We start from the raw sequence: 23,077 nt of genomic DNA, 5'->3' as shown, positions 1-23,077 counted from the left end.
ATTTAATAATAATTATATTTTTTTGTAAAGTTAGATAAATCTAACTTTATTATAATAATCTTATAATTTTAATAGAATATATTTTATCTGTTTTAAATTAAAGATTACCAAAGGGCAATTTATTTAGGGTGGAGTTGATTTATCTTGGAAGACATATTAACAGAATCATTAGAAAATTATCTTAAGACAATCTACAATATAATTCTCAAAAAGAACGGTGTGAGAGTTAAAGATATTGCCAAACAACTCAAAGTGAAAAATTCTTCTGTAACCGTTGCACTTAGAACGCTTGCAACCAAGGGTTATATAAATTATGAACCGTATGGTATTATTTCACTAACTGAAAAAGGGCACGAAGTCTCAAAAAAAATAACAGAAAAGCACAGGATATTGACCTACTTCTTTAGTAATATACTCTCTCTTGATAAAAATTCATCGGAAGATATTGCCAGTAAAATGGAATATGTATTAACAGAAGAAGCTTTTAATAAGTTTAAATGCTATATTGAGTTTTTTCTACAATGGCAAGAAGCAAATCCGAATTGGATCAACGAGTTTGATACTTTTTGCAAACAAAAACAAATTCAAGACGCAGATTAAAAGATAAGATCATTTAGAAATATCAAAGGAGAAAAACAGAATGTACTTGATAGAACTTCATAATGGAGATAAAGCTATAGTAAGAAGAATAAATGGGGGGACTAACCTTACAAGAAGATTACTTCAAATGGGTATTATTCCTGGAGTAGAGATTAAAGTCATAAGGAACAATAAATACGGTCCAATGATTTTGGAAATTTTTGGGAATAAAGTAATGATTGGTCGAGGGATGGCAAGCGCAATTGAAGTTGGATAATTTTTTTTATCTAAATTTAGGTTATCCTAAAAAATTTAGTTAGAATTAAGGAGGTTATTATGGAGGTTGAATTAGCTGATTTAAAAGTAGGCGAGAAAGCCCAAATTGTAGGTTATAAAGTTACTAATGAAAGTTATTTAAAAAAAATACTTTCAATGGGACTTACAAATGGAGCAGAGATAAAAGTTGTAAAAGTTGGGCCATTGGGGGATCCTATCGAAATTGAAATCAGGGGTTTTAAACTTTCCTTAAGAAAAAAAGAGGCTGAAATCTTAAAGTTAAGGAGGATAACATGAATACCCAAAATAACTTTAAAATTGCAATAATTGGAAATCCTAATTCTGGTAAAACTACGTTATTTAATGGACTTACTGGAAGTAAACAAAGAGTGGGGAACTGGCCTGGAGTAACTGTAGAAAAAGTAACAGGATTTTTAGAATTAGAAGGCAAGAAAATAGAAATTGTAGATTTACCCGGTGTGTACTCTCTTAGTGCGGAGTCTATTGATGAAAAAATCGCTCGTGATTTCATTTTAAGTAGAGATTACGATGCGATTATTAATATTGTAGATGCTTCAAACTTAGAGAGAAACTTATTTCTTACTTTAAACTTGATTGAAATGAATATTCCAATAATTCTTTTGTTAAATAAGATTGATGTTGTACAAAAAAATTCCGTAGAAATAAATGTAGATTTACTTTCAAAAGAACTTAATTTACCCATTTTTCCTATAAACTCTACAAAAAAAGAGGAAGTTGAAAAATTGAAAAAGGAACTTCCTTCTTTGATTAAAGAAGCAAGCAGAACAACGCTGAAAATTGAATATCCCGATGAAATGGAAAATATTATAAAAGAATGGAGTCTAAAAATAAATGATATCGCACAAGAAATGAATATATCGTCCCGATGGGTATGCATTAAGTTGTTGGAGAAAGATTCAATTATAACTAAAAAAGTAACAAGGGTTGGTGCGTTAACTGATAATGAAATTAATAGTGAACTGGATCATTTAAAAAGTGTTTTGAAAGAAGACCCAGAAGTTCTTATAGCTACGTCAAAATTTGGATACATTAAAGGTTTAACAAAAGAAGTGGTTAAAAAAAGAAAACAAAAAATTAGCTTCAGCGATAAAATCGATGCGGTTGTAATGAATCGATTTTTAGGTATTCCGATATTTTTGGTTATTCTGTACTTTACTTTTTGGATCGTTATAAACTTTGGCGGCGCTTTTATAGACTTTTTTGACATCTTCTTTGGGACAATCTTTGTAGATGGGATTGGAAATGCGCTTTATATGATCAACTCTCCTGATTGGCTCACTACATTATTAGCAAAAGGAATAGGTGGCGGTATTCAGACTGTTGCTACTTTTGTCCCTATTATGTTTATGATGTTTTTTATGCTTGCCCTTTTGGAAGATTCAGGATATATGGCAAGAGCGGCATTTGTTATGGATAGGTTTATGAGATTTATCGGATTACCAGGGAAAGCGTTTGTACCTTTGATGGTGGGATTTGGCTGTACGGTTCCAGCGGTAATGGCAACTAGAACTCTTGAAAATGAAAAAGATCGGTATTTGACGGTATTTATGGCACCTCTTATGTCATGTGGAGCAAGATTACCCGTTTATGCTTTATTTGGTATTATTTTCTTTCCAAAAAACCCGACTTTAATAACTTTTAGTTTGTATTTGGTTGGTATATCGTTAGCAATATTAACTGGGGTTTTATTAAAAAATACGGTATTTAAAGGTGAAACTTCTCATTTTGTAATGGAACTTCCATCATACAATCCACCCAGATTCAAACATATAATGATTCTCACTTGGACTAGATTAAGAGCATTTTTAAAGAGAGCTGGGATAATAATCATTATTGTGGTAACGATATTAGGCTTTTTGAATTCTATAGGGACTGATGGGACCTTAGGTAACGAAGATACAGAAAACTCTGTACTCTCTGTAATCGGGAAATCCATTACACCTATTTTTGTTCCTATGGGTATTGAAGAAGACAACTGGCCAGCTTCGGTAGCAATTTTTACTGGACTTTTCGCTAAAGAAGTTGTTGTAGGAACTTTAAACGGTCTTTATATGCAAGACGTAGAAAGTTCCAATGTAGAAGAAGGAGCAGAAAATAAAGGATTTGATTTCTGGGGACAAATCATAGAATCATTTGTTACTATCCCTGAAAATCTTAAAGGTATAGGTGGTACGTTAAGAGATCCTTTAGGTTTTGGAATAGTTGAGGAAGATCAAGAAAGTTTAACTGGCGAACTTGAAGTGGCACCAACAACATTTTCAGTAATAAGAGAAAGATTTAATAATCAACCCGCACGTGCCTACGCTTATCTTTTGTTCATTTTGATTTATTTTCCATGTGTTGCAGCTTTTGGGGCAATATTAAAAGAGATTGGGCCCTTTTATGGAATCCTATCAGTTACTTACCTAACGGTTTTAGCTTGGATTGTAGCGACACTTTTTTATCAGCTCACGATCGGACATTCTGTGTTATGGATATCTGTGGCAATTGCTTTACTACTTCTAATTGTACTTGTATTTTACTTACTTGGTAAGCGAAGAGAAAGAGATAACGAAAATTGATCCTGCCGCAGGCTAGTTTTGTTATTCGAGGTTTGATATTATGAACGAAGAACCTGATATCTTAAAAATAGTGAAAGAAGATATATTAAAAGTAGTAGGCGGAAAGGATGAAAAAATCCCTTTGAAATCTATAGAAGTAGACACCGCTGTTTCTAGTTCTATTGTGTCCGAAGCAATAAAGGAGCTTAAAGAAGAAGGTTTGATTGAAATTTCTTCAGAAAAGGAAACTGGGGAAGAGTATATACAACTAACAAAAGAAGGAAGAGTCAGAGCAAATGTTATTATAAAAAAGCATGATATCCTCGAAGAATATTTTAAAGAGAGAAGAAGTGAAGAAGAAGCAATCAAGGCGGCTGACATTTTAGAGCACTATATTTCTATAGAAGTGATAAATACCATCAAAAAATTAAATACTTTCAAAGATAAAGGTATTCCTTTAACAGAATTCAAGCAAGAAGAAGGTTTGATTACAGATATTAACCTTAATATTGAATTATTTGAGAGAATAGTCAGTATGGGAATATGTCCTGGAGAAAAAATAAGGATAATCGGTCAAATTCCAAATGGTATCATTATTGAAGTAAAAAACAAAAAATTTGCCCTAGACAAAGAAATAGCGAGAAAAATGAAGGTGTTAGAGTATGAAAAAGCTTAAAATACTTTTAATTGGTCAACCAAATGTGGGAAAGTCATCTTTATTTAATGCGTTAGTAGGTCCAAAAGTCACAGTATCCAATTATCCTGGGACTACCGTTGAAGTAATTAAAGCCAAAAAGAAAATTAATAATACTGAAATTGAGTTTGTAGATACTCCTGGGATATATTCTATTTCTGATAGGACTGAAGAAGAAAAAGTTACAGAAAGTGTTTTGTTTGAAGAAGAAGTAGATGGAGCAATAATAATTGTTGATGCACTCTCTCTTGAGAGAAGTCTTTATATAGTTTTGCAAATCTTAGAAGCAGAAATACCTGTTATTATAGCTTTAAATTTTCTGGAAGATGCCCAGAAGAGGGGAATAAAAATTGATTGCGAAAAATTAGAGAAACTCCTTAATGTCCCCATTGTTTCTATAAATCCACTAACCAAAAAAGGGATAAATAAACTGGTGGAGGTAGCCTTAAAAGAGTTCTTCGAGCCGACTCGAAGAATTGAAGATGGGACAAGACAAGGTTTTAAGGTTAAATATGATGATCATATAGAAAAAGCAATAAATAAAATATCTACCGAGGTTGAAGGTAAACTTCCTAAAAGATTTATTGCCATAAGAGTTTTAGAGGAAGATGAAGATTTTTATAAGTATTTGAAAGACAAAAGAGTAGTTAGAGAAGCTAAAGAAGGCTTGCAGGAACATCCAAAAATCGCAGAGGATATATCTATCACCAGATATGGTACAGCTTCGTTTATAGCATCAAAAGTAACTCAGATAATTCCTTTAAAAAAAGAAAAATCTGAAAGAAAGATCGATCGAATTCTTTTGCATAAAATTTGGGGCCCACTTATCACATTTTTGTCTCTTCTTGCTATTTTTGCAATACTTTTATGGCTTGGCAATCTGACGCAAGAGGTGCTTATGGGCTTGACCGAAAAGTTTTTATCCTCTTTCGATGCAGTGGAGCATTCTATTATTGGAATGGTATTGATCCAAGGTCTAACCGGACTTGCAGGGGGTATTTCCATTGCTTTACCTTATGTGTTTTTGTTTTATTTCCTTTTAGGTTTATTAGAAGACGTAGGGATTCTTTCCCGATTTATTGTTAATACAGAAAGATTTTTGAAAAAAATTGGTTTGCCTGGAAAATCATTTATTCCTTTATTACTTGGTTTGGGTTGCACTGCACCAGCAATTAGAGCTACCCGAGTCTTGTCGTCTAAAAAAGAACAATTTCGTACAGCTTCACTATTTGCTTTTGTACCATGCTCCTCAAGAATTGCCATAATAATGGGAATAGTCGGATTTTATGGAGGAGGGTTGCTGGCTTTTTCTGTTTTTGCTACCTCTATTGTTGCTGGTTTAATCTGGGCTTTTGGAATAAAAAAATTTATTCAAATAAAGAATGAACCATTGCTTTTAGAATTACCTCCTTATAGAAGGCCATTACTTAAAAATGTTTTCGCTAAAAGCTGGATCAGGATGAAGGATTTTGTTTATCTAGTTATACCATTGTTGGCACTTGGGGGAATGGCTTATGGTGTTTTAGAGATAACAGGACTCACTAATATCATAATAGAACCCTTTTCTCCAATTACTCGTTGGTTAGGATTACCTGCTGTAACTATTATTCCTTTGGTTTTCGGTTTCTTACAGAAGGACCTAACTGGGGCAATGCTTATATCAGTCATTGGCAGTGAAATATCTTTAGCATTAACGCCCATTCAAATTTATACTTTTGGTGTAGCATCTACCATTGGAATTCCGTGTATAATCGCGTTAGGAATGCTCATCAATGAATTTGGATTTAAAAAAGCAACAGTTTTAACGATAACTTCAATAATTTATGGTTTTTTATTTGCTGGTTTAGTTTGGAGAATAATCTCGATATTTTAATAAATTTATATATATATATATTTCTGCGAGATTCCGTTTGATGCACCAATTAAATGTATCGAAAATAAATATATATCTGACACCTTCATCTACAAAGAAGAAATAGTATTGTTAAAGTTTCTAAAGACGTAACAAAATCATAAAAAGGAGGCAAAGAAAAAAATGAATATTTTAAAAATGGAAGAGGAATGGCTTCAAAGAGTATTACCTAAAGGTTTGCCTTATCCTACTTCAACCCTTATAAGTGGCCCTGGAGGAACAGGGAAACCATTAGTAGAATTTGCATTTGTTTCTTCTTGGTTGAAATCAGGGGGTGGAGTAATTGCTATCCCTTTGCAATATCCAACAATGGAATTTTTAAAAACTTCTATGAACAAATTGTACAATATAGATCTTAAAAATTATCAAGGGAAAATAGCTATGCTCCAATTTGACCCCCATATTGATGAATACGAAAATATGGGAGATAATGTTCTAACAGCAAACTTGTTAAAACCAGAGATATGGAATAAAGTAATTGAAATAGCTGATAGCATGGTGGATAAAAATAGTTTGGGAACGATGGTTTTTGGATCTGCTCTGAACTTACTTCTTTTTTCTCCTACGTACAAAGACAAAGTAATAGCAAACATAGAGAATATTCTTAAAAATGACAAAAGTAAAACATACATCTTTTCTGTAAGTACAAACGCATTTGCAGATGAAATTAAAATATGGGAAAGAGCAGCGGACAATTTAATGTTCACAAGAATGGAAAAACCGATGAAGTTATTCTTTAAGATATCCAGAATGAAGGAAGTTGAATTTTCAAAAGAAGAGGTGAACGTTCCAATATCTAAAGAAGCACTAACGGAGATTAAAGAATTAGCAGAGGAAACAAGAAAAAGAATTATACCTGAAATAATGAAGATTTGAGTAGTTTGATTAAAAAAGTACTTTTGTATTTAGGGTAGCGAACAGCAAATTTGCGCCAAATAAACTTTTTAGAAGAGAACACATATTTTTAAATTTTTTAGAATAATAACCATGACTATTGTGGTAGAATTGTCTTTGTATATATATTATTTATTTTGCAAAATGCAATGCGGGGGTTTCTATGGAGATCTACAAAAGGATAATAAGGATAGCTTTCCCGATAGCGCTTCAGCAAGTTATCTTTACAAGTGTTAATTTTGTTGATACTTTAATGATAGGTCTTTTGGGGGAGGTTGCCATCGCTTCAGTTGGACTTTCAAATCAGTTTTTCTTCTTGTACAACTTAATATTGTTTGGATTAGTCTCTGGAGGAGGTATTTTCTTTTCACAGTATTGGGGGAAAAAAGATGAAGATGGTTTATCTCGTTCCGTTGCGTTAACTATCTTGTCCTCCCTTCTTTTCTCTATTCCCTTTTTTTTATTGAGTTATTTCGCGCCAGAAATGGTTTTGAGATTTTTTAGTCCAGATATTGAAGTTATAAAAGCGGGAATCCCTTATTTAAAGGTAATTGCTTTCAGTTACCCCTTATTTGCAATTACAATGGTCTTTTCTTTTATGCTTAGAAGCATAGGAAAAGCTCATTTGCCTTTGATAATAACTATTATAGAATTATCTACAAACATCTTGCTAAATTATTTGCTAATCTTTGGTAAGTTTGGTTTCCCTGTTTTAGGTATAAAAGGTGCTGCAATAGGGACTTTGATTGCTAGAGCGATCGGATGTACTGCAACAGTTTTTATAGTTTACTTTGGGAAACTTCCGGGAAGGGCATATTTTAAACATGTTGCAGAATTGAATTCAAAATTTGTGAAAAACTTCTTTCATTACGCCTTACCTACTTTGGCAAATGAATTTGCCTGGTCATTGGGGTTCACTATGTATACTGTTGTTTATGCCCATATGGGAACAGACGTCATAGCTGCTCAAAGAGTTATGTCAACTATAGAAGGGTTTGCGGTTTCTGTGACTTTTTCTATAGCAAACGCCGCATCTGTAATTATTGGAAATATATTGGGAGTATCTAAATTTGAAGAAGCCTTTGAAACTTCTAAAAAAGCCTTAAAATTAGCGGAGTTAATAAGTGTAATAGCAGCTATTATAGGGATAGTAACTACATTTTTAGTAGTTGGTGTATTCGATGTTTCAGAAGAAGTTAAAAATATGGTAAAAGTCACAATAGTTATTTCAATGGGTTTTCTTCCGGTGAAGATCTTCAACGGTATGAACGTTGTCGGATTTTTAAGAGCCGGAGGAGATACAAGATTCTCTTTTTTGGTTGAAGCTTCTACGTTATGGCTTATAGGTGTTCCTCTAGCTGCGGTTGGAGGACTGATATTAGATTTGAGTTTTCCCACCGTTTACTTTTTAACGATGATGGAAGAGATTTTAAAATCAATAATTCTTTTTTTTAGATATAGAAGTAAAAAATGGCTTAGAAACGTTTTAGAAGAGGCTTAGGTTTTGGATATTATAGGGGGGATGTTCATGATGGAGAGTATTATTGAAGTTAAGAATTTGAAGAAGTATTATAAGAGTGTAAAAGCGGTTGACGATGTTTCTTTTGATGTAAAAAAAGGAGAGATCGTTGCTATTTTAGGGCCAAATGGTGCTGGAAAAACAACAACACTTGAAATAATAGAAGGATTGAGAAAGAAAGATGCTGGAGAAATTTACTATTTCGGGAAAAAGATAGAAAACGTAGATTCTAATATTAAGGAAAGAATAGGCATTCAATTACAAGATACTAATTTTTTCCCAAATTTAAAAGTTTTGGAAACCCTTAAGGCATTCTCGGGATTATACAAGAACAGTCTTGATGTGAATAAGATTATGAAGGATTTTAATCTTGAAGAAAAAAAGAATAGTAGGGTATCGAAACTTTCAGGTGGACAATTACAAAGATTAGCGTTAGCTACAGCGGTAATTAACGATCCTGTGTTGTTGTTTCTTGATGAACCAACAACGGGGTTAGATCCTCAAGCAAGAAGAAGTACATGGGAAAAAATATCGGACTTGAGAAGTTCTGGCAAGACCATAATACTAACTACCCATTATATGGAAGAAGCTGAATTTTTGGCTGATAGGATCTACATTTTTGATCAAGGTAGGGTAATAGCCCAAGGAACACTTAAAGAGCTTATACATTCATTGAAAATGGATTCCATAATCACCTTTGAAATTAACTCTAATGGGAATTTTGATGAGGTAAAAGAAGAACTTTTCAAAGATGCAAATTTTCAAGTCACCAAAAGCGAAAATTTTTATACCATAGAAACAAAAGATGTAGAAGGTGCTCTTGTAAAAATATTTGAGGATGCAAAAATACAGAAATTTGATATATCGAATATCGTTGTTAGGAAACCTAATTTAGAGGACGTCTTTTTACATTTAACCGGGAAAAGCTTAAGGGATTAGGTGAGATTCCATGAAAAAAATCAGAAATCTCACAAAGGCTTTTTTTGTTAATTCTTCACGAGAATTTGCTGTTCCTTTTTGGACTATAATATTTCCTACGTTATTTTTCGTTTTATTCGTGGGTATCTTTGAAAATATTGGCACCTCGGAAAATTTGGATTTGAAGGTTGGAATATATTACGAAGAGCCTTTACAGGGAGTAATAAAAACTACATTCGATGATGTCTTTTCTCCATCGGATTCCAATGATATCCCTTTTCAAGTAGTGGAGTATGATTCTTTTGAAAAAGGGCTTCAGAATTTAAAAAATTCTGAAATAAGTGCTTTTGTAGTGTTCCCTGAAAACTTTAATTTGCTGAATCTGAAATTATTTATCGAAACCACTGAGGTTCCTGATATAAAAGTTTATTATACCAACGATAGTGCTTCTATGTATGCAAAAGACATTTTTGAAGTATTTATAGATGAAATCAATATAATGATGTATACAAGAGGGGAAGAAGTAAAACTAACTGTTAATGAAGAGATTATAGGGATAAAACAATCAGAACCTTATAGATACAGAGATTTCCTATTTCCTGCCATTATTTTGATGTCTGTTTTGACAGTAGCGGTATTTAATATGCCCTTTGATTTTTCATATTACGTTGAAAAAGGGGTTTTTAAAAGGTTAAACTCTACTCCTATAAAAGGGAACGAATATTTTTTTAGTTTTTTACTTTCACATCTCATTTTACTGTTAATTTCTTTGATAGTTTTATACATTGAGGCTTACCTTTTTGATGTTAGTTCATATATATATAAACCAGGGTTTATAGCTTACAGTGGTTTTTCAATCCTCGTGATACTGAGTGTTGGCCTTCTTCTTTCTTCATTCTATAAAAATATGGGATCCGCCGAAGCGATTTCTCAGGTCATATATCAAGCGACCATTTTTTTAAGCGGATTTTATTTTGAAGTTACTAATACACCTTGGTTTATAAGATGGTACGTTTATTTTAACCCTGCTACTTATTTAGTAGATGGGTTGAGAAAGTTGATGACTGGTAATGTTCTTGTCCCCGTTAATATAATTGTTCCTGTTATCTGGATGATGGCATCTATCTTAATCTTTTCGATGAGTTATAAGGGGATGGTTTACCGTGAAAAATAAACGCATGTTTTCGTTAATGAGTATATTTTATAAAGAAACCTTTAGAAATGGTTTCGAAGTGTTCTTTACCCTACTTCTCCCCGTTCTATTACTGTTTCTTTTCGGGATTATTTTTGGTACAGAAACTGACCAAAGTGTTGAGTATAAATTGGGAATCGCTGGTAATTTTGATGAGGGAATCGTAGAAGCTCTTCCCTATCAAATTTTGATTTTTGAGGACAAAAACTCTTTAAGTCAAGCTTTAGAAAGTGATCAAATCGATATTGGAATAATTATGGTTGAGAATAATCAAATAACTTTTGTCGAAAAAGAAACAGACATAAATAATCAGAGCAATATATTTTTAAAATTAAAATTGCAAAGTTTTTTGAAAAAGTATTTAATAGGTATGAATGAAGATTATATAAACTTGGAATTTGTTGAAACCCCCATAGGAGAAAGTCAAGAAAATTCTTTGGATTTTATTTTGACAGGGGTTATAGGATTATCGCTTTTATCAGGTGGAATGTTTTCAATGATAAATGTATTTGGAAGATATCGAAAACTAGGTACAATTAAAAGATTTAAAGCCTCACCAATGAAACCGATAGAATTTACTTTATCGGCTTCATCCACTAAGCTTTTTTTGAATCTCATATCCATGTTTATTATAGTTTTTTTGGGTAAAATAATATTTGATTTCAGTTTGACATTCAACTGGGGACTGCTTGTTATAGTGTTTTTTACTTCATCTATAGGAATGATGGGATTTGGGATATTGCTTTTATTGTTGTTCAAAGAACCTTCGGTAACAATAGAAATTGCTTCTATCCTTTATGTTGTAATGACTTTCTTTTCAGGGGTATATTTCCCTGTTGAATTTTTGCCCACTTCTGTTAGATGGGTAAGTAATATTTTACCGGTTAAGTATGTGGTGGATGTAATAAGGTACACAGGAAATATCAAACAGATTAACTTAAACGAATTTTTAATAATTAATTTGGTTTTGTTTGTAGGAGGGCTTTTTCTCTTGTTTGTCTCGTCTAAAGTTTTTCTGAAAGAAGAGAGATAATTGTAAAAGAATTAAAAAAGCTATGAATATTAAACTCAATTTTACTTGTTGTTTTAACTTTGTACTTGACAAAAGTGTTGTGAGCGGTTATAATATTCAACGGTTGCAAAAAAAGAATTTTGATATATGTAACTACTAAGTGACCCGCTAGCTCAGCTGGTAGAGCATTTGACTTTTAATCAAAGGGTCCTGGGTTCGAATCCCAGGCGGGTCACCATTTTTTTATAGTTATTAGCGCGAGTGGCGGAACTGGCAGACGCGCAGGACTTAGAATCCTGTGGATTTATAATCCGTGTGGGTTCAAGTCCCACCTCGCGCACCAGCCAAATATTGCGGATATAGCTCAGCGGTAGAGCACTTGCTTGCCAAGCAAGGGGTCGTGGGTTCGAATCCCATTATCCGCTCCAACAAAAAAGTCCCCTGGTGGGGACATTTTCTTTACCTGCCGTGAGGCTGTCTTCATTCTTCTTTCATGAATGGATATTTGAAATCTTTTGGTGGAGCAAAATTTTCTTTAATTGCTCTGGTGGAAACCCATCTTAAAAGGTTTATAACGCTTCCAGCTTTGTCGTTTGTTCCTGAAGCCCTTGAACCACCAAACGGTTGTTGAGCTACTACAGCACCTGTAGGTTTATCGTTGATGTAGAAGTTTCCGGCAGCGTTAACGAGTACTTCTTCTGCCTTTTTAATAGCATTTCTATCTTGAGCGAAGATCGCTCCAGTCAAACCATAGGGTGAAGTTTCATCACATAATTTCAATACACTGTCAAATTCTTTTGCATCGTAAACGTAAATACTCAAAACAGGGCCGAATATTTCTTCTTCCATAGTTTTAAACTTTGGATTAGTAGTTAATATTACAGTTGGCTCAATGAAATATCCAATAGAATCATCACACTTTCCACCATAGATTATTTCTGCTTCATTACTTTCCTTTGCAAAATCTATGTAACTTTTTATCTTATCAAAAGCCTCTTTGTCAATTACAGCATTCATGAAGTTAGTGAAATTTTCTGGAGAGCCGATTTTAATTTCTTTCAAATTTTCGATCAAATTTTCTTTTACCTTCGGCCAGATGTTGTTAGGTATATAAGCTCTTGAGACAGCTGAACATTTTTGACCTTGATATTCAAAGGCTCCCCTAATTAGCGCTGTTGCCAGTGTTTCTATTTCACTACTTTCGTGTGCAATCACAAAGTCTTTTCCACCTGTTTCCCCTACTATTCTGGGGTAAGTTTTGTAATTTCTTATGTTCTTCCCAATTGTTTCCCACATATTTTGAAAAGTTGGAGCTGAACCAGTGAAATGTAATCCCGTAAAGTTAGGATCTTTAAAAACTATACTTCCAATTTTGGACCCTGAACCAGGTATGAAATTTATCACTCCATCGGGTAAGCCGGCTTCTTGTAGCAATTTCATAAAGAAGTATGCAGAATATACAGCTGAAGAAGCAGGTTTCCACAAAACCGTATTTCCCATGATAGCAGGTGCCGTGGGTAGGTTTCCTGCTATAGAAGTAAAATTGAATGGAGTAACTGCGAAAACAAATCCTTCTAAAGGTCTATATTCTAATCTGTTCCATACACCTTTCGTAGATTTTGGTTGATCCATGTATATCTTTGTTGCATAGTATGAGTTGAATCTTAAAAAGTCTGTCAATTCGCAGGCTGAATCTATTTCTGCTTGAAAAACATTTTTGCTTTGACCGAGCATGGTTGCTGCATTTAATGTTGATCTCCAATTCGTTGATAACAGTTCAGCTGCTTTTTTGAAAATGGATAGTCTATCAGCCCATGAAAATTTATCCCATATTTTCTTTGCCTCTAAGGAACTTTCTATTGCCATTGCAACTTCTTTCTCGCTAGCTTTGTGATATTCTGCCAATACATGTCTATGATCATGAGGCATAACACATTTTCCAAGATCACCTGTTCTTACTTCTTTTCCACCAATTATAAGAGGGATTTCGATTTTCTCACTTTTGAGTTCAGAAAGTTTTTCCTTTAATTCTTTCTTTTCTTTACTTCCTGGCTCATAGTTTAAAATTGGCTCGTTTTCAGGCATTTCGAAAATAGGTATCGAGTTGTTCAAAGTTGATTCCTCCTTTTGAAGTTTTATACCACAGAGGGTTCTTCAATGATTTCTCCCCTGTTGAATCTTTCTAAATCTAAAATTACATCGTAAGTTAATTTATCTCCTGTAAGTATATCTGCCATTAGAATCCCAACGGCTGGTGCAAGCATAAAACCATGTCCACTGAATCCACAAGCCACATAGAGACCTTCTACCTGATTAATCTTTGATACTATTGGTTGTCTATCTGGTGAAATGTTGTATAAGCCAGCCCATTGCCTAATGATGCGAATATTTTTAAGAGGAGGCAGCAGCCACGTTGCCTTTTTTGACATAGTTTCAAGAAATTCCCATGAACTTTCCATGTTGTAAGTAGAGGGCTCGTTATCTGGTCCATAGCCCATAATGAAACTTCCATTAGGTTCTTGTTGACAGTAAATATTGTAAGAGAAGGACATTAACATTGGATCGAGTATATTTTTAACGGATTCTGTTACCAATATTTCGTGTCTTTCAGAGTAAATTGGCAGATCTATTCCAGCCATTTTAACTATATTTTGTGTCCAACCTCCTGCTGCTACAACTAACTTTTTACATTCTATAAAACCTTTGTTTGTTTGTACCCCTAACACTGTGTCGTTCTTAGTTATTATATCTTTGACTTCGGTAAATTTGTTTATTTCCACACCTAATCTTTGCGCAGCTTCAGCGTAACCCAAAGTCACTTGGAAAGGGTTGGCATGCCCATCTTTAGCACAGTAGGCGGCTCCTACCAATTTTTCTATGTTTAAGTCTGGAACAATTTCTTTAGCTTCTTTAGGAGTTAATAGAACAGAAGGTATATTTAAACTGTGTTGAACTTCGATATTTTTTTTAAATTGTTCTAATTCTTTGTTAGAGTATGCCAGTAACAAGTAACCTTTTTGCTTTAATTCTATGTCTCTTTTTATTTGAAGGACATCTTCAAAGTGCTCAAAAATATGCATACTTTCACTTGCCAGAAGACAGTTTTGTTTGGTGCCCCATTGTTGCCTAACTCCTGCACCGCATCTACCAGTTGCTCCGCTTGAAAGATAGGATTTTTCAAGTAATACTACATCTTTAACACCTTTTTTGGCAAGGTTATAGGCGATGGAACAACCTACGACGCCTCCTCCTATTATCACAACGTTTGCTTTATTTTTCATATTTTTCACCTGCTAGTTATATTAAGGTTTATTTATCATTTTCCGTTATGGTTCCTTTTATTACTTCTTCAAAGGTTATTCCTCCGTATGGAGGTCTGATGTTTTGTAATTCTATTTCTTCCATCGGCTTGCCAGTCATCTGTGAAATTTCCCTTGCGATCAACAAGCCACAGGTTTTACCTTGACAAGGTCCCATCCCGCTTCTTGTCACCCTCTTTATTTCTTCAACGGTGGTGAATCCTTCTCTTATGGCATCCCTTATTTCTTTTAAAGTTACATCTTCACATCTACAAATTATTACCTTGTTTTCATCCATGGGTTCCTTCCTCCACTTTAAAATTCCTAGCCTGCAAATAGTATTCTTTTGGAATTTCTATACTCACTGCGGCTGTTTTGTCTTGAAATTTTCCATCCAATATTCTTATTACTTTGCCATCACATAAGTATTTTCCCTCTCTATCAAGTACCTTGACAATTTCTCCTTTATGAGGTCTTGGAAGAAATTCGTAAGGCATAATAACAACCGAAGTTGTTTCACTGAAATTTTTATGAACTACAAACATTGCCAGCCCTGGGCATTTGCTAACACATATGCCACATCCGGTACATTTTTCAAAGTCAACATAGGGGATGTTGTTGATGTTACCATTTTCAGATATGGCGTTGAAAGGGCAGCTTTTTACGCATGGATCACAAGGGAATCTTTGAAAGCACTCTGATATGGCTATAGGTCCTTTGTCAAATGCCTTTTCTTCTGATGGTAACTTGTTTTTTAAATTTTCTTCTGAAGGTACCCCAGTTTTCATCAAATAAGAAATGTCGAGTGTTTCTTCTGAAAAATTTTCGTTATAATTTTTCCCGTGATTCAAACCTAATTTAGATAAACCTTTCCTAATTTTCTTGCCTACAGGTCCAGATCTTAGCAATTCTAATTCATTTTTAGCTTCTTCTATTCTTTTTTCAATTTCTTTTTTGTTGTTTTTTCCGATTCTTATGGCAACGGATAAACCGGCTATTTGACCTTCGATCATTGCTGCTGTTGCTTCTTCTATTCCTGAAACATCCCCTGCAACAAATAAATTTTTAATTGAGGTTTCCATATTTTCATCTCTTAAGGGGACGTAGCCGCCCAACTCTGAGACATAAGTGGTTTTTACTTTCCTTTGTCTTAAGAGGTCAACCAATGGGGTTAATCCAACAGATAGACAGATTGCATCACATTTGATCAGTTGTTCGGTATCTTTTACTTCGTTCCAATCGTTGTCGAGTTCACATATTACCGCTCCTTCAACTTTTTCTTTTCCGATTGCTTTTTTTATGGTATGAGACGTTAAAATCGGTACGCCCAACCTTCTGAGTTTTGATGCATGAACAGAGTATCCACCTATTTTTGGCGCTGCTTCAACTATTGCAGCTACTTTTACACCAGCTTGTAATAATTGGTAAGAAACTATCAACCCAATATTTCCCGAACCAATCATTAAGACATTTGTTGCTGGCATGACGCCATAAACATTCATCAAAGTCTGAACTGCCCCAGCACCAAAAATGCCAGGAAGGTCGTTATTCTCAAAAGCTAAAAATTTTTCGGATGCCCCCGTTGCAAAAATAATACTTTGAGGATAATACTTTTTCATTTTATGATCGTTTAATATAGTTACAACGTTATCTTCATAGATTCCCAAGACTCGAGAAGATAATAACACTTCTATGTTTTTATTTTTGTTAACTTCGTCGATCAACTTTCTCAGTATATCTATTCCCCTTGTGCCTGCGTATTCTTTTTCTGAACCGAAAAATCTATGGGTTTGTTTTATTAGTTGTCCCCCTAAAAATTCTCTTTCTTCTGCTAAAGATACTTTAATTCCGTAATTAGCAGCAGCAAGTGCAGCTGAAAGTCCTGCAGGACCTCCACCTACAACCAATAATTCAAGGTTTTCAATTTTACTCATTTATCTCAACTCCGATATTTTGGGATTCCACTTTCATTCCATCTTTTAGAGGAGTTATGCACGTTCTTACGTTTGGGACTCCATCAACTGTCATCAAACAGGAGGAACAATGTCCAATAGCGCAGAAAATCCCTCTTGGTCTGTGTAATTTCTTACTTTCACTGAATTTAAAAACACCATTTGCGTACAATGCTGCCGCAATGGTTTCTCCTTCGTAACCTATCAATTCTTTACCATTGTAATAGAACTTTATTTGTTTATCTCTATTGAAACTTAGTATGGGATGATTTTGTATTCTCATTTTTTCTCCTTCTTAAATAAATTATATACTCCTTTCTTTAGTGCCCCTTGGTCCCGCTGTCCACAACACAAGTATTATGTTTCTACTATTAATTGAATCACAATTCTCGTTTTTTAAAAAAGGTGATTATAGACGATTATGAAAAAAATTTCATGATTATAGACGATTAAAGCCAAATATTGAAGTTTTTTTCAATTTTTGAAAAATATTATAAAGTTAATTATTTCTTTGTATAAAAAAAGAGGCCTTTAGGCCTCTTTTCATCGTTTTTACTTTGAATTAGTCGTTGTAATAGGGACAATCTTGATATCTTTGTTGATTGAATCTTTGGTAGTTTTGGTATCTTTGAAAATCTTGGTAGTCTTGATAATTCTTGTACTGTTGATATCTTTTGAAATCTTGGTAATCTTGGTAATCTTGGTAGTCTCTATATCTTTGATAATCTTGATTTTGTTGGAAATCTTCTTGGTATCTTTCTTCGAAATTTTGAGATCGAACATTTTCCATATATCTCTGCATATTCACTGTTCTATCTTGATATTTGATCTCTAAAGGTACAAAGTTTTTGATGTCGTTTATTACTACCTTGTATCCTGTTAGTTCAATACTTTCACCGGCTTTTACATCATCCAAAAAATTCTTGGGCACTCTTACTGAGTAGATTTCAGAGTCTACTTCAACACTCAAGGTTAGAAATACATCGTTATCCACTATGGTTTTGACAGTTCCTGTAATGGTTACTGGTGAAACATCTTGAAAGAATATTCTTTCTTGCAATCTTTCTTGATCCTGAACCATTTGGTTGAGAGGATCCTGATTTTGTACCTGGGACATTGGAGCCCCACCAGCTGGTCCTACTTGTGCAAATAACGATCCGACTAAAAGAATACCTATAAAGAAAGACAGAAAAACTTTTTTCATACCAACACCTCCACTAAGTAATGTTTTTTATTTTTGATACATCAGAATAATAAAACAATATGCTTAATGTTCACTTAATGGAAGCTTAGAAGAAGCTTAAGAAAGTGTGATGTGGTTTCAAAGTTTTAAACCGTCACTCCTAGATAAGTTTTCCTAACTTCATCGTTTTCTAAGAGATCTTTTGCAGGTCCTTCGAGAACAATTTTGCCGGTTTCTAAGACATAACCATAATGAGCGATTTTTAATGCACCAACGGCATTTTGTTCTACAAGCAGTATGGTTACCCCCTCTTCACATATTTTTTCTATAGTTTCTAAAACCTCTTTAACTAGAATAGGAGCTAGTCCAAGAGAAGGTTCATCAAGCATTAGAACCTTTGGTCTTGACATTAACCCTCTTGCAACCGCCAGCATTTGTTGTTCTCCCCCAGATAGTGTGCCTCCAAGTTGCTTGAGTCTTTCCTTTAATCGTGGGAAAAGTGTAAGTACCCAATCGAAATCTTCGCTTATTTTTTCAGAGTCTTTGCGAGAATACGAACCCAATCGGAGGTTTTCTAAAACCGTTAGATTTGGGAATATACGTCTACCTTCAGGGACTAGAACTACTCCTTTTTCTACCATTCTATGAGTTTCCATGTTTGTAATATCAACATTATCTAAAAACACCTTTCCACCGCTCTTTTTAACTACATTCATTATTCCGTTCAAGGTTGTAGTTTTTCCCGCTCCATTTGATCCAATCAACGTTGTGATTTCATTCTTTTTGATTTCCATATCGATTCCTTTTACTGCATGGATACCACCATAGTGAACGTTCATATCAGATATTTTAAGAATTATGTTTGAATTTTCACTGTTCATATTGCCAACTCCTCACCTAAATAGGCTTTTATTACCAAAGGATCTTTTTGAATCTCCTGTGGACTTCCTTCAGCGATTTTTTTCCCATAATCCAAGACATAAATACGCTCACAAATTCCCATGATAACTTTCATGTCATGCTCTATGATGAGAATAGATAGTCCAAACTCCTGTCTTATATGTCTTATAAACTCCATCAATTCACTTGTTTCATGAGGGTTCATTCCTGCCGCCGGTTCGTCTAACAGAAGTAGGTTTGCTCCGGTGGCAAGTGCTCTTGCGATTTCTAACTTTCTTTGTAATCCATATGGAAGAGAGTTTGCCTTGTCATTAGCGTAAACAGACAATCCGACTTCTTCTAGAAGATCCCAGGCTTCGTTTTGCATCTCTTTTTCCACTTTTAAAACGTTAGGAGTTTTTAAAACACTTTTAAAAAGCCAAATCCAACTTTTCAATTTCAAATGCTGAGAGACTAAAACATTTTCTAGAACTGTCATATCTTTAAACAATCGAATATTTTGAAAAGTTCTAGCAATTCCCAACTGAGTTATTTCATGAGGTTTTTTAGAATTTATTTTTTGTTTCTTAAATAAAATTTTTCCAGTATCTGGAGTGTATATACCAGTGATCAAATTGAAAAGAGTGGTTTTCCCTGCTCCATTGGGACCTATTAGACCAAGTAATTCGCCATTTTTCAAATAGCCATTGAAGTTATTAACTGCCATTAAACCTCCAAATCTTTTGGTTACATTCTCAAATTCTAAGATATATTCGTTATCGTATTGGTTAGTCATTGGAAGCCTCCTTGAAAATTTTCTAATTCATTCATCATCTCTCAATCTATTTTTATTTCTTGCTTTCATTATCAGTTTATAGATGCCATCCCATGTTATTTCATTTCTTCCCATTATGCCTCTTCTCCAAAATAGCATTATAATTATGAGAATGAGAGATAAAACCACCATTCTCATTCCCGGGACACCTGGTATGTAGATGGGACCTATCGATATTGGTTCTTCTAGAACTCTAAGGAACTCTAATCCTACTGTATAAAGTGAAGCTCCGATTATGGCTCCACTAATACTCCCAAGTCCACCGATGACCACCATTATCAATATTTCAAAGGTTTTTTGAAACATGAAAGATTTTGGATCTATAGTAGTGATTAAGTGAGCCCATAATGCTCCACCAACTCCTGCAAAAAAAGAACCAATTACAAAAGTGACTACTTGATGAGAAAAAACATTAATTCCCATAGATTTAGCAGCAATTGGATCTTCTCTTATTGCCTTTAAAGCTCTTCCATAACTACTTTTTATTAAGCTGGAAATGAAGACTACGGTAATTAAAGCAAATCCCCAAGTCCACCATAGGTTAGAATATTGTGGGATGCTTTTTAAACCCAAAGCCCCATTTGTGATAGACCAGGTATTATTTGCAACGATTCTAACCACCTCACCTAAACCAAGGGTTGCGATGGCTAAATAATCACCAATTAGTCGAAGAGATGGGGCAGCAACTAAGTAACCAAACGCAGCAGCTACCAGTCCAGCTATTATAATTGCTGGTAGGAAAGGGATTTGGATAACATTTAAGGGGTATATTAAAGGTTTTATCAGAAAACTTATTTCTTTTTGAGCAGGAGAAAGTGTTAAAATGGACGATACATATGCCCCAATTGCGATGAATCCAACATGCCCCAACGAAAAGATACCTGTAATACCGTTAATAAAGGTTAAACTTACGGCGAATATTATATTAATTGCCATTAAATTCAATATCAAAATTAAATAATCACTAGCTTTGTTATTAGCTGTCAACAGTAATAGAAAGATTGCCAATATAAAAAGAATTGTCAAAAAGAATTTAGTCTTAAAAGATAGCGTTTTTTCCATATTCACACCTTCTCCCCTATTTCCACACCGAGAAGCCCGTTTGGTTTTACTAGAAGAATAACTATCAAAATAATATAAGCAATAGCGTCTCTATATCCTGCCAAAGCGGGTAAGAATGCGACTATCATTATTTCGGCAACCCCTAAAATAAAACCTCCAAGCATAGCTCCTGGAATACTTCCAATTCCTCCGACAACTGCAGCTATAAATGCCTTTAAACCGGGGATCATGCCGGTATAAGGATAGATTTGAGGGTATTTCATAGCCCAAAGAATACCTCCTACAGCTGCTAAGGCGGACCCCAACATAAATGTTTGAGAAATAGTTCTGTCGGTGTTTATGCCCATTAATTTTGCTGCAGTAACATCTTTAGAAACTGCCCTCATCGCCATGCCGGCTTTTGTTCTATAAACTATCCAGACCAATACAAAAAGTGCAAGAATAGAAACACCTATGATTATGAAAGTTAGTAAAGGTATCCTTACATCTCCAAAAGTTAGTACTTGTGCAAATTGTGTTGGGTAAACTCCTAATTGGGGATTGAATGATTTTGCTCTTCCACCAAAGACAACTATTGCGAAGTTTTGTAAGAAGAACGATACACCAATAGCTGTGATTAATGCTGAGATCTTGGGGGCATTAGCCTTTCTTAATGGTCTGTAAGCGACTCGTTCGATTGTAGCACCTAGTAGAGTCGTTAAAACAATCGCAAAAATAAAAGCTGCCCACCATGGAAATAAAAAGAGAGTAACTGCATAAAAAGCAAAATACATGCTAAAAGTAAAAATGTCACCATGAGCAAAATTTATTAAATTGAGTATCCCATAAACCATAGTATAACCTATGGCAATAAGTGCGTATATGCTGCCAAGAGAGATGGCATTTGCTAGATGTTGAAAGAACATTTGGATAGTCAATTATGACCCCCCTTTCTGGATCCAAGAAAGTATAGCCATCTCATTTTGTGAGATGGCTTTAATATAGTTAAATATTACATCCTGGGTTTTATAACGGTACGGAAAACAAATTGTCCGTTTTCAACCATGTTTATTACCGCTGGTTTTATAGGGTTTCCAGAGCCTTGAGGATACGTAATTGTACCGGCGACACCCGGAAAGTCTCTAGTTTGTGCTAAAGCGTCTCTAATTTTTACAGGATCTGTGGACTGTGCAGACTCAATAGCGTTAACTATTACCATGTAAGCATCATAGGCCAAAGCTCCAAATGCGTCGGCTCTTCTGTTGTATTCCTCTTGATAGGCCTCTACAAAAGGTTTGGTAGCAGGGGATAATTCTGCATCCTCGTGAAAGTAAGTTGTATAAGAAAGGCCTTCTACGTATTCTCCACCAATTTGTATTAATTCTGGTGCGTCGGCACCATCTCCAGCAAACATGGGTCCTGTGAAACCTAGATCTCTAGCTTGCTTGGAAATTAAGGCTATTTCAGCGTAGTACCCTGGCATAAAAATAGCATCTGGATTTTTTGAAAGGGCGTCGGTAAGTTGAGCGGTGAAATCTTGGTCACCAGTAGTATAAAATTCAGTAAAATACGTTCCTCCAAACTGTTCAAAAGCTTTTTCAAAATAATTAGCAAGTCCCACAACGTAATCTTGTGCTACATCTACCATTATGGCGACGTTTTGAGCTCCAAGTTCTTCCCAGGCAAATGTTGCAAGTAGAGCACCTTGCAAGGTATCTTCAAAACAGGTCCTGAATACATACTTTTTGTTTTGGGCAACTAAAGGGTTAGTGGCGGTGTTGACCACCATTGGTATTTGCCTTTCTTCCGCTATTGAAGCTGCAGCTAATGCTGCCGAACTTGTTGCAGGACCAATAACTGCAACTACCTTTTCGTGATCTATCAACCTTCTTATTGCGTTAGCTGATTCTGCTTTGTCAGATTTGTTATCGACAGCTACAACTTCCACTTTGATTTCTTTACCCCCGATGTTAACTGTTGGTTTCAACTTGTTGGCTAACATTACACCGTCTCTTGACATTTGACCATACCCAGAAACAGGTCCTGTTAGTTCAAAGTTCATACCAATTTTGATGACTTCTTGACCAAAGAGTGTGAAAGTCATAATAACTACCAAAAACACCAAAACAACGGTTTTTCTCATGTTTTTCCCCTCCTCATATAATATGTGTAGATGTTATTTTGCTTAATAAAGTGTAGAAAAAATTTTCATAGTCTTTATCTTATGTGAACAGAATTTCATAAGAATATATTAATAATCTAACAGAAAAGAAATCAAATAGTAATTTTCTTAATTATACAACAAATAAA

22 protein-coding genes and 3 tRNA genes are annotated in these 23,077 nt (G+C 34.5%); 14 read left to right on the top strand and 11 right to left on the bottom strand.

What is annotated here, in order from left to right:
- The first annotated feature begins 144 nt into the window (after positions 1–144).
- The 14 genes from X925_RS02580 to X925_RS02515 all read left to right on the top strand — a co-directional run bounded on the left by X925_RS02580 (position 145) and on the right by X925_RS02515 (position 12,006).
- A complete protein-coding gene (locus tag X925_RS02580; protein WP_121959038.1) occupies positions 145–600 on the top strand; it encodes a metal-dependent transcriptional regulator in 456 nt (151 codons plus the stop codon).
- 40 nt (positions 601–640) lie between these two features.
- Complete coding sequence (locus tag X925_RS02575) at positions 641–856, top strand: FeoA family protein (RefSeq protein ID WP_121959037.1); 216 nt, start codon at positions 641–643, stop codon at positions 854–856.
- Between the two features lie 59 nt (positions 857–915).
- Positions 916–1,152, top strand: a complete 237-nt coding sequence (locus tag X925_RS02570) for a FeoA family protein (protein WP_121959036.1) — start codon at positions 916–918, stop codon at positions 1,150–1,152.
- On the top strand, positions 1,149–3,458 hold the full coding sequence (feoB, locus tag X925_RS02565) for a Fe(2+) transporter permease subunit FeoB (protein WP_121959035.1): 2,310 nt from the start codon (positions 1,149–1,151) through the stop codon (positions 3,456–3,458). The genes X925_RS02570 and feoB (X925_RS02565) overlap by 4 nt, the downstream gene beginning before the upstream one ends.
- A 40-nt stretch (positions 3,459–3,498) precedes the next feature.
- Positions 3,499–4,113: a DtxR family transcriptional regulator gene (locus X925_RS02560; RefSeq protein WP_103897986.1), complete on the top strand. Its 615-nt coding sequence runs from the start codon at positions 3,499–3,501 to the stop codon at positions 4,111–4,113.
- Positions 4,100–6,004 (top strand): ferrous iron transport protein B, encoded by a 1,905-nt coding sequence (feoB, locus tag X925_RS02555; RefSeq protein WP_103897985.1) that lies wholly within the window; start codon positions 4,100–4,102, stop codon positions 6,002–6,004. The genes X925_RS02560 and feoB (X925_RS02555) overlap by 14 nt, the downstream gene beginning before the upstream one ends.
- Before the next feature lie 162 nt (positions 6,005–6,166).
- Positions 6,167–6,919 (top strand): hypothetical protein, encoded by a 753-nt coding sequence (locus tag X925_RS02550; protein WP_103897984.1) that lies wholly within the window; start codon positions 6,167–6,169, stop codon positions 6,917–6,919.
- A gap of 181 nt (positions 6,920–7,100) precedes the next feature.
- Positions 7,101–8,438, top strand: coding sequence for an MATE family efflux transporter (locus X925_RS02545; protein WP_121959034.1), 1,338 nt, complete (start codon positions 7,101–7,103; stop codon positions 8,436–8,438).
- A 30-nt stretch (positions 8,439–8,468) separates the two neighbouring features.
- Positions 8,469–9,395, top strand: coding sequence for an ABC transporter ATP-binding protein (locus X925_RS02540; protein WP_121959081.1), 927 nt, complete (start codon positions 8,469–8,471; stop codon positions 9,393–9,395).
- 10 nt (positions 9,396–9,405) lie between these two features.
- Positions 9,406–10,548 carry an ABC transporter permease gene (locus X925_RS02535; protein ID WP_121959033.1) on the top strand — a complete coding sequence of 381 codons (1,143 nt, stop codon included), beginning with the start codon at positions 9,406–9,408 and terminating at the stop codon, positions 10,546–10,548.
- Positions 10,538–11,599, top strand: coding sequence for an ABC transporter permease (locus X925_RS02530; RefSeq protein ID WP_121959032.1), 1,062 nt, complete (start codon positions 10,538–10,540; stop codon positions 11,597–11,599). The genes X925_RS02535 and X925_RS02530 overlap by 11 nt, the downstream gene beginning before the upstream one ends.
- A 141-nt stretch (positions 11,600–11,740) precedes the next feature.
- Positions 11,741–11,816: transfer RNA gene (locus X925_RS02525), tRNA-Lys, on the top strand.
- Between the two features lie 17 nt (positions 11,817–11,833).
- Positions 11,834–11,921: transfer RNA gene (locus tag X925_RS02520), tRNA-Leu, on the top strand.
- Between the two features lie 10 nt (positions 11,922–11,931).
- Positions 11,932–12,006, top strand: a tRNA-Gly gene (locus X925_RS02515).
- A gap of 52 nt (positions 12,007–12,058) precedes the next feature.
- Here X925_RS02515 and pruA read toward each other — a convergent pair.
- The 11 genes from pruA to X925_RS02460 form a co-directional block, all read right to left on the bottom strand.
- Positions 12,059–13,690 carry an L-glutamate gamma-semialdehyde dehydrogenase gene (gene pruA, locus X925_RS02510; RefSeq protein ID WP_233187718.1) on the bottom strand — a complete coding sequence of 544 codons (1,632 nt, stop codon included), beginning with the start codon at positions 13,688–13,690 and terminating at the stop codon, positions 12,059–12,061.
- 23 nt (positions 13,691–13,713) lie between these two features.
- Positions 13,714–14,859: an FAD-binding oxidoreductase gene (locus tag X925_RS02505; RefSeq protein ID WP_121959031.1), complete on the bottom strand. Its 1,146-nt coding sequence runs from the start codon at positions 14,857–14,859 to the stop codon at positions 13,714–13,716.
- Positions 14,860–14,887: 28 nt separating this feature from the next.
- A complete protein-coding gene (locus X925_RS02500) occupies positions 14,888–15,175 on the bottom strand; it encodes a (2Fe-2S)-binding protein (protein ID WP_121959030.1) in 288 nt (95 codons plus the stop codon).
- The gene (locus tag X925_RS02495) at positions 15,168–16,811 is read right to left on the bottom strand and encodes an FAD-dependent oxidoreductase (RefSeq protein WP_121959029.1); all 1,644 of its coding nucleotides are present in this window, start codon (positions 16,809–16,811) and stop codon (positions 15,168–15,170) included. Before X925_RS02495 ends, X925_RS02500 begins: the two co-directional genes overlap by 8 nt.
- Positions 16,804–17,112, bottom strand: a complete 309-nt coding sequence (locus X925_RS02490; RefSeq protein WP_041534008.1) for a (2Fe-2S)-binding protein — start codon at positions 17,110–17,112, stop codon at positions 16,804–16,806. The genes X925_RS02495 and X925_RS02490 overlap by 8 nt, the downstream gene beginning before the upstream one ends.
- 279 nt (positions 17,113–17,391) lie before the next feature.
- Entirely contained in the window at positions 17,392–18,033 is a 642-nt protein-coding gene (locus X925_RS02485; protein WP_121959028.1) for a hypothetical protein, read from the bottom strand.
- Between the two features lie 125 nt (positions 18,034–18,158).
- Positions 18,159–18,893: an ABC transporter ATP-binding protein gene (locus X925_RS02480; protein WP_121959027.1), complete on the bottom strand. Its 735-nt coding sequence runs from the start codon at positions 18,891–18,893 to the stop codon at positions 18,159–18,161.
- The gene (locus X925_RS02475; protein ID WP_121959026.1) at positions 18,890–19,687 is read right to left on the bottom strand and encodes an ABC transporter ATP-binding protein; all 798 of its coding nucleotides are present in this window, start codon (positions 19,685–19,687) and stop codon (positions 18,890–18,892) included. Before X925_RS02475 ends, X925_RS02480 begins: the two co-directional genes overlap by 4 nt.
- A gap of 27 nt (positions 19,688–19,714) precedes the next feature.
- Positions 19,715–20,788, bottom strand: coding sequence for a branched-chain amino acid ABC transporter permease (locus tag X925_RS02470; protein ID WP_121959025.1), 1,074 nt, complete (start codon positions 20,786–20,788; stop codon positions 19,715–19,717).
- Between the two features lie 2 nt (positions 20,789–20,790).
- Complete coding sequence (locus X925_RS02465; RefSeq protein WP_012208117.1) at positions 20,791–21,705, bottom strand: branched-chain amino acid ABC transporter permease; 915 nt, start codon at positions 21,703–21,705, stop codon at positions 20,791–20,793.
- Between the two features lie 74 nt (positions 21,706–21,779).
- Entirely contained in the window at positions 21,780–22,910 is a 1,131-nt protein-coding gene (locus tag X925_RS02460; RefSeq protein WP_012208116.1) for an ABC transporter substrate-binding protein, read from the bottom strand.
- Positions 22,911–23,077: the final 167 nt, after the last annotated feature.

The sequence above is a fragment of the Petrotoga sp. 9T1HF07.CasAA.8.2 genome, assembly GCF_002895585.1.
Classification (GTDB): Bacteria; Thermotogota; Thermotogae; order Petrotogales; family Petrotogaceae; genus Petrotoga; species Petrotoga mobilis.
Note: the sequence above shows the minus strand (reverse complement) of the source record. Positions and strands in the feature narration are given on the sequence as shown.